Origin of the sequence: Mammaliicoccus sp. RAM2 (assembly GCF_045897195.1) — a bacterium.
Classification (GTDB): Bacteria; Bacillota; Bacilli; order Staphylococcales; family Staphylococcaceae; genus Mammaliicoccus; species Mammaliicoccus sciuri.
Genome location: NZ_JBJNWI010000001.1, coordinates 138,580 through 157,410, shown reverse-complemented (window position 1 = coordinate 157,410; position 18,831 = coordinate 138,580). Strand labels below are relative to the sequence as shown.

The following is an 18,831-nucleotide window of genomic DNA, read 5'->3' as shown; positions in this document are numbered from 1 at the left end:
AGATTAAAGCTATGAAGCGTGGGGAATATAAATATAGTTATATGATTTCCCAATTTCGTAAACATTTATCTACAATTCGTTCTAAACATTATACTTCAGATATATTCTCAAGCAAAATAGAAAAAACAATTGTATATGAATCGTTTAATGGTAAATCATTTACAGATTCTCCGAGAATGCTTTATTTATACTTAAGTGAAAATCTACCTAATTATGAGCATATTGTAGTAACTGACAATCAGCAATTAGACAAAGAACTAAGAGCTTTAAATATTGCTACTGTTGAGAAAAATTCAAAGCAATATTTCAAAATCTATCAAAAAGCTAAAGTGTGGATTGCCAATACGAGATTGTCATCACAGATAGAAAAGAAAGATAATCAACTATATATTCAAACATGGCATGGTACACCTTTAAAGAAATTAGCTAATGATCAAACGGTTATTTCAATACCAGATGTCACGCTAGAAGAGTATCTTTATGGCTTTAATAAAGAAACAAGTAGATGGGATTTCCTCATATCACCAAGTGAAACTGCAACTGAACGATTTAAATCTGCATTTAATTTAAAAGAAGAACAGATGTTGACTTTAGGTTATCCAAGAAATGATGATTTAGTTCAGTTAAATGATGAAAAATATATTAAGCAGCTCAAACAAAAATATGATATTCCCTCTAATAAAAAAGTAATACTGTATGCGCCAACATGGAGAGATAATGATCGTACAGATGTTGGTAAATACAATTTTAAACTGAAGCTTGATTTAGATGCTTTTAGTAAAGAGTTATCGAATGAATATGTATTACTCATTAGAGCGCATTATTTAGTATCAGAACATCTAAACCTAGAAGATTATAAAAATGTGTATGATTTATCAGATGCTAATGACATTAATGAATTATTCTTAATGAGTGATGTATTAATCACAGATTATTCGTCTGTTTATTTTGATTATGCGAATCTACGAAGACCAATCTTATTTTTTGCATATGATAAAGATGAATATGCAAATGATATTAGAGGATTCTATTTACCATATGAATCAGACTTACCAGGACCTGTCTTTGAAACAAGTGAAGCACTAATTGATTATATTAAATCAATGCAATATGAAGACATACCTCAATCAGATACTTATAAAACATTTAATCATAAATATAATCATCTTGATGATGGAGAAGCAACTAAAAGAGTAAGTGAAAAAATCATTCGTACTCTAGATAAAGAAAAGGAGTTTCATGAACTATGAAAATATTAAATATTTATCAAGAAAGTGAATTATTAATCTTCGAGTTTGATCAAACATTAGATAATATTAAAAATGTTTATATAAAAAATGAATTTGATGAAATAATGGTTCCACAATCAAATATCAAAAATCAATTTAAAATTAATTTAAATGAAGTCTTGGAGAAATTTTCACAATATGATAGAGAAACAATCTTTATTCTACTTGAGCAATCTGATGGTATTACGCAATCCATTCAAAAAATAAACATAAAAAAATATGAATATTATATTCAAAACTTCGAAACAATCATTAATGGTGAAACGACTATTACCCCGTATATTACTAAAAATGGCATTATTCAATTTACATTAAAGCCAGAATTGCCAGTTTCTACTTATTTTGCTAGAAGACATATAGATAAAATTGTCATAAATAATAAACAAGCCTTTTTAAAAGGAAAGTTCTCGATTCAAAATTCAACACTCGAATATGCTCATTTAAGAATCACTTCAAGGTTAAGTGAAAATGTAATTGAGATACCATTAGAGCCTACTGTATTTAATGTATATCAGAAACTAAACTCTACAAGTTATGATTTTGAAATTGATATTTTAAATGAACTTAAGCAGTATTTAGCAAATGACTTTGACTCAGAAGATATTATTGATATCTTCCTAAATATAAAAGTAAAAGAATTTAAAAATGTAATTGATGTAAAACTAGGTAATCCTAGAATTATGGTAGAAAGGTTTGCTAAAGGCGAAGTATCAATTGATCTTGGTCAAACAGTAAAAACAGCTATACCATATTTCACTATGAAGGGTAGAAACTTATCGTTTAGAATTAATGAATACGCAAAAGAAGATTATGAAGCATATAAAAAATTAATGAACGACTATCCAACATTAATCAAAAATAATCTGAATAAAAATAAAGTTTGGGTAATTGGTGAAAAATCATATAAAGCTCAAGATAACGGTTATCACTTCTTTAAATACATGAGAACTGAGCATCCTAACGAAGAAGTATATTATGTTATTGATAAAAATTCTGAAGAACGAAAAAATGTAGAACCATACGGAAATGTTATTGATTTTAAATCAAAAGAACATTTCGAAGTTATGATCAAAGCAGATGTAATTTGCAGTACACATCACACAGAATTATTATTCCCAAGTCACGAAGCAAGTTATGTAAAAAAAATTAGAGCTAAACGTGTCTTCTTACAACATGGCGTGTTAGGTGCTAAAAACTTAACGCAAATTAATGGTAAACAACTGAAAGACTTTAACGTTGATATGTTTATAACAAGCTCTAATCGAGAAAAGCAAATCGTTAATAGAGATTTATTATTTGATTCGTATCAAGCGAAAGTTACGGGTCTATCAAGATTTGATGAATTATTTAAGGAAAACGTAGAAGTTAAAAATCAAATCTTAATTATACCTACATGGCGTGACTGGATAACAAATATTAATAGTCTTCTAGAATCAGATTATCTACAAAATTATAATGACTTATTGAATAGACCAGAATGGAAAACAATTGCCCAATCAAAAAACGTAGACATCATATTCTGTTTACATCCAAATATGCAAGCATTTGTTGAGTATTTTGATATACCTGATTACATTAAAGTCATTAGACAAGGTGAAGTAGATGTTCAATTACTTATTAAAGAAAGTAAATTGATGATTACAGACTATTCAAGTGTTGCATTTGACTTTAGTTTCTTAGAAAAACCAGTTATTTACTATCAATTTGATAGAGATAGATTTATCGGTAAATTACCATCACACTTAGATCTTGATAAAGAACTGCCTGGTAGAATTGTTGATAATGTAGAAGCTGTAATAGAAGCTGCAAGCCATTATGTTGATAACGGCTTCAAGAACGAACAACAAATTATCAATAAAGCTAATAACTTTGTAGCATATAAAGATACAAACAATTCACAGCGTATATATGAAGAAGCTAAATCATTTAAACGCAGAAATATCATTAAAGATGCATTGAAATATGACATTCTTTCACAGCATGTATTTAAACGATTCAGAAGACATAAAAAATACTTTGATATTATGTCTTATATGAATAAATTCCTTGTAAGATTCGGAAAGATGGATGAAAAATTAATCGTGATAGAAAGTAATTTAGGTAAACAAGTTACAGATAGTCCTAAAATGATTTATGATCAAATTAAAGCGCTCGATAAAGGTTATAAAATTGTTTGGGTATCTAATAAAATTTACCCATTCGATGATGAAAATGTTATAACAGTGAAACGGTTAAGCCCTAGTTATTATAAATATTTATCAATCGCTAAATATTGGATTAATAATCAAAACTTCCCTCATTATATTGAGAAAAAGAAGAACACAACATATATTCAAACATGGCATGGTACGCCATTGAAAAAAATGTTAAATGATGTCGATGACTTTAAAGGTAGAGATGAAGGCTATATTGACAGAATTAATCGCTCAGTTTCACAATGGGACTATTTAGTTTCACCAAGTCCATACGCAACAAGTTGTTTTAAATCTGCATTTAATTTTAAAAAAGAAATGCTAGAAGTGGGCTATCCACGTAATGATATCTTCTATGAAAATGAAAGTGATATTGAAGAAAAACAACACATTATTAAACGTAAACTTTCAATTCCTAAAGATAAAAAAGTGATATTGTACGCGCCAACGTTCAGAGATGATGAAGTATCATCTGCGAAAAAACATTTAATTAATTTAAAATTAGATTTACATCAAATGAAAGAAAAACTTGGAGACGAGTATGTACTTCTCTTAAGACCTCATATCATTATTAGTAATAATATTATTATCGATAAATCATTAGAAGGTTTTATTTATAATGTTGCGAGCTATGAAGATATTAGTGACTTATATTTAATTAGTGATATTTGTATTACAGACTATTCATCTGTAATGTTTGATTATGCTAATACTCAAAAACCATTACTCTTCTTCACATATGATTTAGAGCATTATAAAGATAATTTAAGAGGATTCTATATGAACTTCGAAGACGAAGCACCAGGACCATTATTAAAAGACAATGAAAGTTTAATTGATGCTATTCAGAATATAGAAACGGTTAATGAATCATATAAAGATAAATATGATAAATTCTATGAAAAATTCTGCTCATTTGAAAAAGGAACAGCAACGAAACAAATAGTCGATAAATTATTTTAAATAAACAAAAAGCAGAACTGACGCTGTAATTGTGTATCAGTTCTGCTTTTTTTATTTATTTGTTAACTTTAAAGAAAGGTTTCCATTTATAGTAGGGTAGAAAATACCATTTTTATCTGTTAAATTGATTTTTTTGTCATAACCAAATTTAATATTTAAATGCTTAAATCCATCATATACGATGATACAGTTGTAAATTGCTGCTGGTTTATTATTGATTTCAATTTTAGGTATTGAGATGGTTAAGAGGTTATCTTGTACATCTATATTCTCAATAACGATATCATCTTTGTAAACTTTTCGAGACATAAGAGACAAGTTACATATTTTGTCAGTATCAACACCGTCTATTTCAATTTGTATTTTAATGGATTTGTCTAATTCAACTATATTTAATAACGTTGACTGTTGAAATGGTATTGTGAATCTTTCATTAGCATCAGTTAATAATGTCTGTTTTTGTTGCTTTTGAATGATTTTAGGTTGTTTTTTCAGCCAAGTAAAGAATTTCATAAATGACTCATAATCATTATTTTGAATAAACTTAATTGCGTCTGTATATTCTTGACTGATTGTTTGAATGATATCAGCTTTTATATATGATTGATTGAAAAGTTCATTCAGTTGTTTAAAATAATGAACTTGTTGCTTTTTATCACTATTTAGGAATACATGACTATTACAACTTTTCAGTAGATCATATTCTAAAAAACGATTTAACAATCGAATGTTTTTAGAGTTTGATTCTTGTTCTAGTAAATGATGAATAATTTCTAAATCTGAAGCACGTTTTTCATAGAAATCTACACCTCTTGTAAGTGACTCATTAGATGTTGTTCTGTCAATGATTGAACAATTATCTGTCAACGTAGATACATTATTAATATAAGGACTTAAATATGTGAAAAACATTTTGTCTTCCCCAAAATGTAAGTTTTCTGGGAACTTTATATTGTGTTTTTTAATATGACTCAGTTTAATAAATTTTGATGGCGGACCAAAGTGATTATATATATATGGGATGTCATTGATGTTATAATTATAACGATTATTATTACTCATAAATCTGGCATGTACTGTTAAAGAATGGTCATTTTGGCGTAATGTTCTACCAACAATCATGTCTGATTTAAGTAGTTTATCGTCATTAGCAATTCTTGCTAATATATCTGTTGCTAAATAATCATCTGCATCTAGAAAATAAATATATTGACCTGTTGCTTCTTCAATACCGATATTACGAGGTTTTGAAGGACCACCTGAATTTTCATCTAAAATGATAAATTTGATATTTTTAGCTTCATAGTTTTGAATTAAGTTTTGAGTATTATCTGTAGAATGATCGTCTACAATGATGATTTCGTAATATTTTTTATCTAGTGATTGATTTAATATTGAATCAATTGCACGTTCTATTTTATCTTCATTATTATATGATGTGACAATAATAGAAAAAAGCTTTTTACTTTTGAATAACATAAGTTAACTCCATTCGTTAAAAAATCAAATTGTATAAGCAATGTGGCATATTTGTCTCACATTGTTTATATAATGTAATATGAATAAATAAAGAAGTCAATTTATTGTATTAACTTAAAATATATGAGGTGTAAAATGATTAAAATTATAAATATTCATGACCAGCATAATTTGGAAAAATATATAATTGCAGAATGTCGTGAAGAAAATCATATTATTTTAATAGATAGATATACGCAAGTTAGGGAAGAAGTGTTGAACAATTTAGAGTTGGATAACCAATCTTATATGGTTGATTATACAAACAGCGGTTATTATACAAACGATAGTAGATATATGGGGAAGGCATTTATTACTGTTGCTGATTGGTTTAATAATATTACGCTTCAACCAAATATTATTTTTAAGAAAGATGAGCTATTATGGCTAATTTCTAATTATAAGTGGGAAACAATATTTGATATTACATTGAACGCAATTTTCCACTTGGATGAAATTAAGATTGATCCTCACGTTATTTTTGATTATGTTCATCAAAGTAAACCAAGTGCAAATTGTTTAGCAGCATTTAAAAATGAAAGTCTCAGTTATGAAGAAAAATTCTATTTAAACAAATTTGCACTTTTAAATGGTATAACGCCATTATTTAAGGCGAAAGAGACAAGGCTTCCTTCTATCGCAAGAACAATTGATAAAGTCATGTTAAAATCACAATTTCAATTACCTAAAATTGCGTATCAAAAATTAAATCATACGGCACTACAAAAACAAATGAAGGCAATTAATATTTATGACAAAGATCAAACGAAAATAAAGCCACATATTGTATTTTTAGGTTTCGATTATGGTTACAGAGGTAATTCAAAATATTTATTTGAGTATTTAGTAAAACAACACCCTAAATATACTGTTTACTTTATTACGGACCAAGAAAAGGGTGATCACTTTGTGTCACCATCTCATTCTGATACGAAACAAATTATAGAAGAAGCTAATGTAGTGATACTTGAAAGCTACTTGCCAGATGATTTTAAACCTAATGGTACGATCATTCAGTTATGGCACGGTACACCTTTAAAACGACTATTTTTAGATAGCAAAGAACCTAAACAAAATATTGATATTTATAATTATAGAGCACGTAAATATAATAAGTTAATTAAACAAGATTATTTTATAACAGATGTAGAATCTATAAATAATGTATTTAAATCTGCATTTCCATTGGAAGAAACAGAAATTGTTGCATGTGGTTATCCTAGAAATGAATATTTATTAGAGCAACACTCAAATTCAAATGAAATAAATAAAATCAAACAGCAGTTAAATTTAAATACTGAAAAGGAAACAATTCTGTATACGCCGACTTGGAGAGATAATCAAGAAGAAGAATTTTTATTAGAATTTACAGATGAGATGAAAGCGAAATATAACATCATTTATAAATATCACGAAGAAGATCATGCTAATAAACAGCATAATTATATCGATACAAGACAGTTTGAAACACAACAATTACTACTTGTTTCTGACATTGTAATCAGTGATTATTCTTCAATAGTATTTGATGCATTAACTATTGATAAAAAAGTGTACTTATATACACCAGATTTTAATAATTATGATTATAACCGTGGTTTGTATAAAGAAGTTTATGAAACTATCAATGATAATCAATATTTTGAACAGTCATTATTGTTTAATGCAATTATGAATGACGATTATCATACGATTAGTGATCAATTTATCAACAAAAATAATCAGTCATACGAAACTATCACGCAATTGATAGAACAAGCTATGGACTGAAAAGGGGGATTTATATGAAATCTTTTACATTTTTAGTGCACAATATTTATCATATGGGTGGGACGACGAAATCGATTTCTAATCTGGCAAATAAATTAAGTGAAAAAGGTCACTCTGTTAAAATATTGTCAGTATTTAAAGCGAGTGATGAACCTTATTTTAAGTTGCATGAAAATATTGAAATTCAACCCATTATTGAATATAACAAAACTATCAAAGGTTTAAAAAATATATTTGTAAATAGAATCAATAAATATACACCTTTTTTGAGTCCTAAAATTATTCATCCGTCTGAACCTGGACTTCATCAATTTTCAAGTTATATTGAGCAACAAATTGTTAAAGCCATTCAGAATGTGAATGCAGATATTATTGTAGGTACACGTGCAAGTTACAATATACTTGTTAGTAAATATGCAAGTCAGTCGGTATTTAAAATTGGTATGGAACATATGTATTTACATGCACATGATGAGCATTATCAAAAAGATTTACTTAAAAGTTATGAACAACTTGATTTAGTTACGACATTAACTAAAGAAGACCAACAAGATTATCAACAAGGTTTAACTCACACTAAAGTAATCATTGTTCCAAATATACTAAAAGAAACTCAATATAACGTAGATAAGCAAAATACAATTGTTGCTGCAGGTAGATTTGAGCATGAAAAAGGGTTTGATTTGTTACTAAATAGTATCAATTTAATTCAAGACACAATGCGAAAATACCAATTTCAATTAGAATTATATGGAGATGGACAAGAAAAAGAACAATACCACCAATTGATCAATCAATATAATATTCAAGATATTGTGAAACTTAAGCCTACTACAAACGCATTATCACAAGTATTAGCTGAAAGTAAGATTACGGCTGTTCCATCTAGAGTTGAAGGATTTGGACTTGTTATATTAGAGGCTATGTATCAACGAAATGTAGTTATCAGTTATAAAGGATGTTATGGTCCTGAATTTCTAATTGAAAATGAGAAAAACGGTTATTTAGTAGACTATCAAGATGCTAAACAATATGGAGAGCAACTTGCAAATGTCATTAAAAATTATCATCATCATGATGTTCAAAATGTCATTCAAAAAGGTATAGAAAGAAGTAACGATTTCGACGGTGATGTCATTTATGAGCAATTCATGAAAGATTTATACAAGCACTTTAAATAAGATGCAATCTCAATCTCTAACAAGCTAATTGTTAGGGATTTTTTAATAGGGTGTTAAGATATTGTAAATATTAATTAATTGTCTTTCTTATAAATATCCTTATATATATACTTACAACTGTATAATACTTAAAGGAGATTTTAATATGCAGACAAATCCTATTAATCTAGACAAAAAATTTAGACCTGAAATTGAAGGGCTAAGAGTCATTGCAGCATTATTAGTTGCAATATATCATATTTGGTTTGGGAAAGTGTCTGGAGGCGTCGATGTATTTTTCGTTGTTTCAGGATTCTTAATTACTACTTCCATTATTTCAAAATACAATAAAACAGGGTCATTTAAATTTATACCTTACATAACAGGATTAATTAAAAGATTATTTCCTTCTGTTATAACAGTTTTACTTGTAACAGTTATCTTAAGCTTTTTCTTATTACCAGAGTCAATACTAGGCAAAACGATAAAAGAAATCATTGCTTCATTATTTTATTATCAAAATTGGCAACTCGCTTTATCGAGTACAGATTATTTAAATAAAGATCAAATGAAGACACCAGTTGAACATTTTTGGGCAATGTCGATTCAAGGTCAATTCTATATTATTTGGTTTGTCATCTTTAGTTTGATTTTTATGTTATATAAAAAATACACCAACTTAAAAATTATTAATGTAATTAACCTTTGTTTAGGTACATTATTTATCGTTTCGTTGTCGTATTCTATTTATTTAACGCACGTCAATCAACCTTGGGCATATTTCCATACATTTACAAGAGTTTGGGAATTCTCACTCGGCGGATTATTAGCAATCAATCTTAATAAAATTAAAATTAACCGTTTAGTAGCAAGTTTGATTGGATGGTTAGGTTTAATAGGCTTGATCTTAACAGGTATTATTTTTAATGTATCAACAATGTTTCCCGGGTTTATTGCATTATGGCCAATGTTATGTGCCGTATTTATACTTGTTTCCGGTAACTATGAAACTAAATATGGTGTTAAGGAATTCTTAGGCTCGTCTATCATGGTAAAGGTTGGAGGATTGTCATTTGGTTTATATTTATGGCATTGGGTGATTTTATCATTTTATCAATATCATAATAATGAACGACCTGGAATTGTATTAGGTATTTGTATGATTTTACTATCATGGTTATTATCATATTTAATGACACGTTATATTGAAAAACCAATCAGATCAGCATCTTCTAATAAAATTGCATTCAAAAAATTAGGCATTGGATTAGCGATACAGTTATTGGCAATCGCATCTTTATATTTCGTTATTTTTAATAATCCTTTTGAAAAAGAAAAGGTAGCATTGAGTGAAAATTATCCCGGTGCAATGGCAGTAGAAAAGCATGTGAAAGTTAAAGAAGATGTAGAAGCGATACCAGAGTTTTCAAAAATCAGAAATGAATCACCTGATTCTACAAGAGACAAAGTTCATCAAAAAATAGGTGAATCAAAAGTTCTAGTAGGAGAGTACGGTAAAAAAGAAAACTATGATAAGACAATTGCCTTAGTAGGGAGTTCTCATGCACAACATTGGTTAGGCGCACTACAAAAAGCAGCTGAAGAAGGAAATTATAGAGTATTAAGCATGACGAAAAGTGGCTGTGTATTAACAACGAAAGACAGTGACCAAGATTGTACCGATTGGAATAAAAATTTAATTAAAGAACTTGATAAGCAAGACGTTGATTTAGTTGTAACAACTGCAGATTCAAGTACAGATGTAAATGGACAAATCGATCCATTACAATTAAAACAATATCAAAACATTACAAATACAAAAACACCGATTATGGCAATAAGGGATAATCCAAGATATGAGTTTAATGTCCCAGAAACTTTAGATAAATTTGGAGAACAAGAAACGATTCAGAGGATGAATGCTAAACAACACTTACCAAAAGTATCTAAATGGGAACAACTTGATCAAAAGCCAGAAGATACTAAATATGTAGACTATACATCGTATTTCAAAGTAAATGGGAAATTTGCACCAGTTATTGGTAATGTAATCGTATATATGGATAAAGGACATATATCTAATAGTTACTCCAAAACATTTGGTCCTAAAATAAAGCAAGATATCGAACAATACTTTAAAGAACTCAATCATTAATAAAAAAGTACCTTAATCATATGATTTTATATGATTGAGGTACTTTTTTACAAGAAATATTGAGCAATTGTAAATAATGATAAAAGAGTGTAAACCCTTCCTTAAGTATCTGTTAAACGACTGTTTATTGTATTCATAGAAGTTACAATATATTTAACATTACGAAAGTAATAGCTTAACAATTAATTATTAAAGGATGGATATAATATGAAATTAACTACTATTGGTTTAGGATACATTGGATTACCAACATCAATTATGTTTGCGAAACATGGTGTAGATGTTGTAGGTGTCGATATTAATAAAGAAGCAGTAGATAAATTAAATAATGGTCAAATTCATATTGAAGAACCTGGTTTACAAGAAGCTTATGAAGAAGTGTTAGCTAAAAATAAATTTAAAGCAAGTATGCAACCTGAAAAAGCCGATGCATTTATCATAGCAGTTCCAACACCAAATAATGATGATCAATACGAATCATGTGATATTTCATTAGTAATGGGTGCAGTTGAATCCATCGTACCATTTTTAGAAAAAGGTAATACTGTAATTGTAGAATCTACGATAGCACCAAGAACAACGGATGACCATGTTAAACCATATCTTGAAAGCCAAGGATTTGAAATTGGTAAAGATATATTCTTAGTACATTGTCCTGAAAGAGTGTTACCAGGAAAAATATTACATGAACTTATTCATAACAATCGAATTATTGGTGGTATAACGCCAGCATGTGTTGAAGCAGGTAAACGTGTATATGGAACATTCGTACAAGGTGAAATGATTGAAACAAATGCTAAGACAGCAGAAATGAGTAAGTTAATGGAAAATACTTACCGTGACTTGAATATTGCGCTAGCAAATGAACTTGCGATGGTATGTAATCATTTAGATATTAACGTATTAGAAGTTATTAAGATGGCGAACAAACATCCACGTGTGAATATTCACTTACCAGGTCCAGGTGTTGGTGGTCACTGTTTAGCAGTTGATCCATACTTTATTATCGCTAAAGATCCAGAAACAACGAGTCTCATTCAAGAAGGTAGACGTATTAATCGTTCAATGCCTCAATATGTGATTAATGAGTCTAAGAAAATATTAGAAACTTTAAATGGTCATAAGGTTGTTGTATTTGGATTAACTTATAAAGGTGATGTAGACGATGTCAGAGAATCACCAGCATTTGATATTTATAATGATTTGAGAAAAGAAAATGATATTCAAGTAGAAGCATATGATCCACATGTTGAGCTAGGATTTGTCCAAAAAGATATTCAAAAAGCAGTTAAAGATGCGTCTCTTGTATTGATTTTGAGTGACCATTCAGAATTCAAAACTTTAGTAGATCAAGATTTTGAAGGTATGAAAGACAAAGTCATTTTCGATACGAAAAATGTTGTTCAATCACAATTTGAGCAAGTTAAATATTACAACTACGGTAATTTATATACTTTCGGAAAAGATATTGCACTTTCATTTAATAAGTAAAGATTGAGGGGTCTTCATATGATAGACGTTAAAAGTCCAATTATTCAAAGCGGATTGAGCTTTCAAATTATTTTAAGAGAACCAGAAAATCAAGAAATATTTGATGTAGATGATGATGAACTTACAGTCGGCTATGCGTCTGACTATTTAAATAAAGCATTAAAAGTTATTTCTGTAAAAGTGATAGAAAGTGAACTTTACGGATTAATTGTGAGAGGTACGAATATTATAGGATGGACAAGATTAAATCATTCTATCAAATTAATTTCGAAACCTATTGATACGATAAGAGTGGATTTACGTCATTTCTCTACACCACAAATTAATAGAGAACTAGGATTTAAAGTTGATTATAACTTGTTGTTTAAAGAAAAGAACTTTTCATCTAGAGCATTGTATTTAATTGAAGGTGAAGTGTTAGAAGCTGTATTTAATAAAGGAACATTTACAGGGTTTGTGCCTACGAAAGATATAGATAGAGCAATTCCTATTAATAAAAAAGTATCAATAGAAGAATCTACAGTCTTTTATCAAGATAGTGCATTGCACAAATCAATCGATTTATCATTGGATGAAGAACAATTTGATTTCAATAACGTCTCGATTGATATGGTGTTCTTAAAGGCAGAATCGGTAAGGATCATTATTAAAAAGAAAAAATATTGGATTAGCTTAAATGATTTAGAAGATAAAAGTATTATTAAAGATTTAGAAGCTAAGCAATATGAAAATTATAACGAGTTAACACTAGAACAGCTGGATATGATTACAAACTTTCAAGAAGAAAGAAAAAAGTCAAAATCTGCAATTGTTCGTTTGATAAACGAAAATATCTCATTACAAAAAACAAATAAAAAAGAAGAAAAAGCGCAGTATGAAAGACTATATATGAATTTGAAAAATTCTAAATTAGGAAAGATTCAAACGAAATACTGGAGTTGGAGAAATAGGAGGAAATCATAATGTCTTCAAATATGCCAACAAATATCAATCAAAAAAGTAATATCGAATCCACTAAAGAGGCGTTAGTTAATTTTGATGATAAAACAAAAGTTGAACAATTAGAAGAAGTATTAGATATTGTTGAACAAGATTATATGTATGGACTATATAAATTAAAAAAGGTTAAAGATCATACAAATCATCATAATTACTATAAAAAAGTAGCAGAAGAATCCAAATTAGATTTCCTTGAAAATCACCAACAACATTTATCAAAACTTGTGAATTCTGATACGTCACGTGTATTTATTAAAAATAAATACAAAGTTGGTCTCATTGCTGATGAATTTTTATATAACTCATTTAAAGATATAGGTAATATCGTTTATTTAGATAGTGAATTTACGGATTTAAGTAGAGATATGGATGTTGTGATTGTTGCGACAGCATGGAGAGGTATAGACGGAAGTTGGACAGGGTTAGCTTCAGTAAATAGTGAGAAGCGAAGAATGCTTATTGAAGGCATTCAAAAGGCTAGAAAGTTCAATATACCAATCGTCTTTTATTCTAAAGAAGACCCTGTCAATTTCCATTTATACAAAGATATCGCGACAGAATGCGATATTATCCTGACATCTGCTGCTGAAGTGGTAGAAGATTATAAAGAATATTGTCAAAATGATAAAGTACATGTACTTCAATTTGGTATTAATCCTCATTACCATAATCCAGTAGGTACGAGAAGTCCATATAATAAATCATTTAAAAACGATGTTATTTTTGCAGGAAGTTGGACTGAGAAATATCCTGTTAGAAACCAAGAATCTGCAAGAATCTTTGATGAATTGATTAATAATGAAAATGACTTAACAATTGTCGATAGAAACTTACCGTTAAGAAGAAGACGTTATCAATTCCCAATGAAATATATCCCATACTTAACAATGCCAATTGATCACGAAGAACTAATGAAATTGCATAAAGTATATAGATGGGCTGTAAATGTCAATTCAGTAAAATATTCAGAAACGATGTTTGCGAATAGAATATTTGAATTGCAGGCTTTTGGGAATTTAATCTTATCTAACTATTCAGTAGGTGTTAATAATCAATTTCCAAATGTATTTATGATTAATCATAAAACAGATGTGGCACCAATCATGAACCAATATCAAGAATATGAAATAGAAGATATGCAGGCTAAAAGTATACGTAGTGTGATGAGAAATTGTACGACGTATCATCGTTTAGATGAAGTCCTATCATATATTGGCATTAAACCGACTCAAAAAGCATCACAAATTCTCGTAATTGTTGATGCATTAACGGATAAAATGAAAGACATTCTATATCGACAATTACATGTTCGGTTTGATGTTATAGAAGCTCAAGATACAATAGAAGATGTATCACAATATGATTTTATAACTTATATGAAAGATTCAATTGAATATGAGGAATACTATTTAGAAGATTTATTAACAGCATTTAAATATGTAGATGTTGATTTTGTTACGAAAGATAAACAGCATGAAGCACATCAATTTATTGAAAATGCACAAGATAAATATGTAACATTGTATCATAAAAATATATTCGATTATCAATTGAATATCACACAGTCTCAAAATGGCTATAATTTAGATCAATCAGAAATTTATGATGTATCTTTATATGGTCAAAATAACCGCAAGAAAAAATTAAGTGTTATTATCCCAATTCATAATAATGGCACTTATTTAGAAGACAAGTGTATGAGAAGTTTAAGAAGATCTTCAATATTTAAAGAAATGGAAATTATATTCGTAAATGATGGTAGTACGGATTCTGAAACGATATCTATTATTAATCGATTAAGAAGACGATACCCAGATATCGTTTACTATGCATATGAAGAGGGGTCAGGCAGTGCTTCAAGACCAAGAAATAAAGGTGCTGAACTTGCCTCTACAGATTATATTACTTATTTAGACCCTGATAACGAAGCTACTGGTGATGGATATGCAACTTTATTAGAAGAAATCGAATCGAATAAGGATGTCGATATGGTTGTCGGTAATATTATTAAAGAAGATAATAAGCGCAGAGCATTGTTTAATTATGCTGGTACAGTGATGAAGTATAACGACGGAAAATTATTAATTGAAGATCCTAAAAAATATATGAAAAAATGTGGTTTACGTGCTCAAAGTATTCAAGCTTTAATTATTAAATCACAAATTATTAAAGATAATCATATTCGAATGATTGAAGGTGCTGCTGGCCAAGATACTTTATTCTTCCAAGAATTAATGATTCATTCTAAAAAAGTACAAGCTGTAACAGATGTTATTCATATGTATTATGCTGCTGTGTCTGGATCAGTTACAAATTCGATTTCTAAGAAGCTATTTGATAAATATTACACGTTAGAAATTGAAAGAATTCCATTTTACGAAAAACATGGATTACTAACATCCTACTTAGAACATAGATTTAATTTTTACGTTAAAGGCTGGTATTTACCAAGATTAGAAAAAGTAAAACCGGAAGAAAGAAAAGAAGCGGTAGAACGATTTTTAGAAATATATAGTTTGTATGATCAATATAAACGTCCAGAAGACCATGATTTAAATCAATATGTTGAACACCTAAAACAAGAGGTTCAGCAATAATTACGTGATTGATATAAGGGGGTGTGTATGATGGATAATATATTCATAAATTTTAACAAAGCATATATGATCGTTCCTCGACAAATTTCAATTGAAGATAAAAACTATCGTCAATATGTTCAATTCACTGACTTTACGATTTATTTTTCAAATGATTTAAGTTCTTATGTGTATACAAAGAATGACATCAAAGTAGTCATATTAGGTCATTTTGTGCATACGAAACATGTCGACTTGAAATATCCTGAAATATGCGCCCAATTATTATCTCACGAAATAGATTCTTATGATTTTCTTGAAGAGATGAGTTTTTATAATGGCAGGTATGTTATGTTGATAGAGTATAATGGACGTTTGCTGCTGTATAATGATGCAACGTCATTTTTATCATTGTATTATCATGCGTCTCATGATTTATATGCTAGTCATTCTGAATTAGTGAATCAACTCGTAAAATTATGTTTTGATATGACTTGTGAAAGAATCGCACATAAGTCATATGGATTTTTAGACTATAGTAAATATAAAGATGTTTATAAATTCAATGCCAATACAAGATTTAATATAACAGACCATTCAATTAAAAGAATTTATCCAATCAACCCATGTGTTAAGAAATCAGCAGAAGAAGTATATAGAATCGTTAACCATGAAATTGAAGCAGCGGTTGATTATTTATTTCGATTTAATCAAAAAGTGATTTGTTCTATCACTGCTGGTCATGATTCTAAAGTATCATTATCTTATATTAAAGAACATATCAATGATGTGAATTTCTTTACTTATACAAAAAATATAGATGAATTAGAACATGAACAAGCTGCACATATTTATCGTATAGATGAATATATTTCTCAAAAAATGGCATATAATTTAAATTTAAAGCATACGCTTTTTAATATGGATCAACTAACAGTCAATTCAAATTTGATTGATAGATATCATTTATATGAAACAGATCATAGTATTCATTTAATCAATTATTATCATGAGAACAGGTCGTTTAATCATTGTATACATTTAAAATCTACTATCTTTGAACTTGCTAAAAGTATTATTCCGAAGCGGATACAAAGAGCAGACTCATTTTTACCGTATGAAAATGCAATCAAAAAATGGGCTAAAGATTTTCCAGTGGATCAATTATCTCACGATTATTTATTAGAATTTGTTAAAAGAAATGAGCTCTATAAGACCATTGAATTAGGTTATCATCCTTATGAAACGTTGTATTTTGAATCTAGAATGAACGGTTGGCATAGCTGTATTGTTCAAGAAAGTGATGATTATTTAGATGTGTTTAGCTTAATCAACACGAGGCATATCTTATTTGAATTCATGAGTATTAATCAGGAAGATAAACAAAATCAAATGTTACATAAGTTGATGATTAAACATCATTGGCCAATATTAAATTATTTTCAAATCAATGAAATTAACACTTTAGAGGATCGATTAATTCAATTAGAAGAAGATACAAATAGGGATGTTGAGAGTTTGACTCACGTTATGATTCAAACTGAAGATTTCTATCAAATTATACAAAATGAAAAAAAGTTATTTCGTGCATTAACGCCTAAATTTAGTTATGACAATCAAAAGAAAATGATTTTGACGAATACTGAGGATTACAAGATTAAACTTGAATTGAGAACATTTTATCATAATAAAAATGGCAGAGATACAGTGTATTTTGATATAGAAAGTGAGTCAATCGACTTAGTAGATTTGAGTAAAAACAATTTAGAATTGACGATAGAACCACAAACATCTATTACAATTTCTGTCTATGCAAGTAAAAAAATTGAGAAAACATCATGGATCAGCGCTTCACAATTTGAACTTATTGAAAAATAAAAATCAAGTAGGTCGTTATATATGAAGATAGTTACTGAAATCTTTAAAGAACAATTTAATAATTTACCTAAAATTTTTAAACTTGCAATTTATAATATGAAAAGTCAATATGCCAATCATTATCTTGGTGTATTTTGGAATATATTACAACCCATCTTACAAGTTGCTGTATATTATCTTGTGTTTGGTTTAGGGTTAAGAGGAGATGCAAGTGCACAAGTAGTAGGGGTACCATTTTTAGTACATCTTATTTCAGGTTTGTTTCCTTGGTTGTTCATATCACAAGGGATCAATACAGGTGCATCTGCTATTCAAGGCAATGTAGGACTTTTATCAAAAATGAAGTTCCCATCTTCAATATTTATTTCTATAGCTTTAACAAATAATATGATTAATTTAATGATCACATCAGCCATTTTATTTGTCATATCTGTCATTAATGGATATGTACCATGGTGGCATTACTTTTGGTTTATATACTTTTTAGTCGCATCTTATGCAATTATTTTTGGTATTTCATTAATTATGAGTACATTAATTATTGTTATTCGCGATACTAAAAATTTACTACAAAATGTTATAAGAATGCTATTCTTTATGACACCTATCTTTTGGGCGATGGAAGAAGCACACGGTATTTTACAAAGGTTAGCAAGCTTAAATCCATTTGCATATTTAGTAGGTGTTTATCGTACAGCGTTTGTGCATGGTAATGTTTCCGTGTACGGACAATGGCATGATCATTTATATTTTTGGCTTTTAACAATTATATTATTATTAATAGGTTCATTGGTTCATTCAAGGTTTAAACGAAAATTACTAGACTACTTATAGGGTGTT

General features: G+C 28.7%; 11 protein-coding genes. 10 read left to right on the top strand and 1 reads right to left on the bottom strand.

Annotated features, from left to right (window positions below; genetic code table 11):
* The first annotated feature begins 11 nt into the window (after positions 1-11).
* Positions 12-1,250 carry a CDP-glycerol glycerophosphotransferase family protein gene (locus ACJTHF_RS00765; protein WP_158259729.1) on the top strand — a complete coding sequence of 413 codons (1,239 nt, stop codon included), beginning with the start codon at positions 12-14 and terminating at the stop codon, positions 1,248-1,250.
* On the top strand, positions 1,247-4,444 hold the full coding sequence (locus tag ACJTHF_RS00760; protein ID WP_232156516.1) for a CDP-glycerol glycerophosphotransferase family protein: 3,198 nt from the start codon (positions 1,247-1,249) through the stop codon (positions 4,442-4,444). Before ACJTHF_RS00765 ends, ACJTHF_RS00760 begins: the two co-directional genes overlap by 4 nt.
* A 51-nt stretch (positions 4,445-4,495) precedes the next feature.
* On the opposite strand, the gene ACJTHF_RS00755 is transcribed toward ACJTHF_RS00760, so the two are convergent.
* The gene (locus ACJTHF_RS00755; RefSeq protein ID WP_232156514.1) at positions 4,496-5,923 is read right to left on the bottom strand and encodes a glycosyltransferase family 2 protein; all 1,428 of its coding nucleotides are present in this window, start codon (positions 5,921-5,923) and stop codon (positions 4,496-4,498) included.
* A gap of 135 nt (positions 5,924-6,058) precedes the next feature.
* Here ACJTHF_RS00755 and ACJTHF_RS00750 point away from each other — a divergent pair, with 135 nt between their 5' ends.
* The 8 genes from ACJTHF_RS00750 (at position 6,059) to ACJTHF_RS00715 (ending at position 18,825) form a co-directional block, all read left to right on the top strand.
* Complete coding sequence (locus ACJTHF_RS00750; protein ID WP_107609434.1) at positions 6,059-7,732, top strand: CDP-glycerol glycerophosphotransferase family protein; 1,674 nt, start codon at positions 6,059-6,061, stop codon at positions 7,730-7,732.
* Between the two features lie 14 nt (positions 7,733-7,746).
* Positions 7,747-8,913, top strand: coding sequence for a glycosyltransferase (locus tag ACJTHF_RS00745; RefSeq protein WP_107609433.1), 1,167 nt, complete (start codon positions 7,747-7,749; stop codon positions 8,911-8,913).
* A gap of 145 nt (positions 8,914-9,058) precedes the next feature.
* A complete protein-coding gene (locus ACJTHF_RS00740; protein WP_078355635.1) occupies positions 9,059-11,047 on the top strand; it encodes an acyltransferase family protein in 1,989 nt (662 codons plus the stop codon).
* Positions 11,048-11,254: 207 nt separating this feature from the next.
* Positions 11,255-12,538 carry a nucleotide sugar dehydrogenase gene (locus ACJTHF_RS00735; protein WP_058591031.1) on the top strand — a complete coding sequence of 428 codons (1,284 nt, stop codon included), beginning with the start codon at positions 11,255-11,257 and terminating at the stop codon, positions 12,536-12,538.
* A gap of 18 nt (positions 12,539-12,556) precedes the next feature.
* A complete protein-coding gene (locus ACJTHF_RS00730) occupies positions 12,557-13,501 on the top strand; it encodes a hypothetical protein (RefSeq protein WP_232156511.1) in 945 nt (314 codons plus the stop codon).
* Positions 13,501-16,134 carry a glycosyltransferase gene (locus tag ACJTHF_RS00725; RefSeq protein WP_078355637.1) on the top strand — a complete coding sequence of 878 codons (2,634 nt, stop codon included), beginning with the start codon at positions 13,501-13,503 and terminating at the stop codon, positions 16,132-16,134. Before ACJTHF_RS00730 ends, ACJTHF_RS00725 begins: the two co-directional genes overlap by 1 nt.
* Positions 16,135-16,164: 30 nt before the next feature.
* The gene (locus tag ACJTHF_RS00720) at positions 16,165-17,991 is read left to right on the top strand and encodes a hypothetical protein (RefSeq protein WP_119469659.1); all 1,827 of its coding nucleotides are present in this window, start codon (positions 16,165-16,167) and stop codon (positions 17,989-17,991) included.
* A 21-nt stretch (positions 17,992-18,012) separates the two neighbouring features.
* Positions 18,013-18,825 carry an ABC transporter permease gene (locus ACJTHF_RS00715; RefSeq protein ID WP_048542142.1) on the top strand — a complete coding sequence of 271 codons (813 nt, stop codon included), beginning with the start codon at positions 18,013-18,015 and terminating at the stop codon, positions 18,823-18,825.
* Positions 18,826-18,831: the final 6 nt, after the last annotated feature.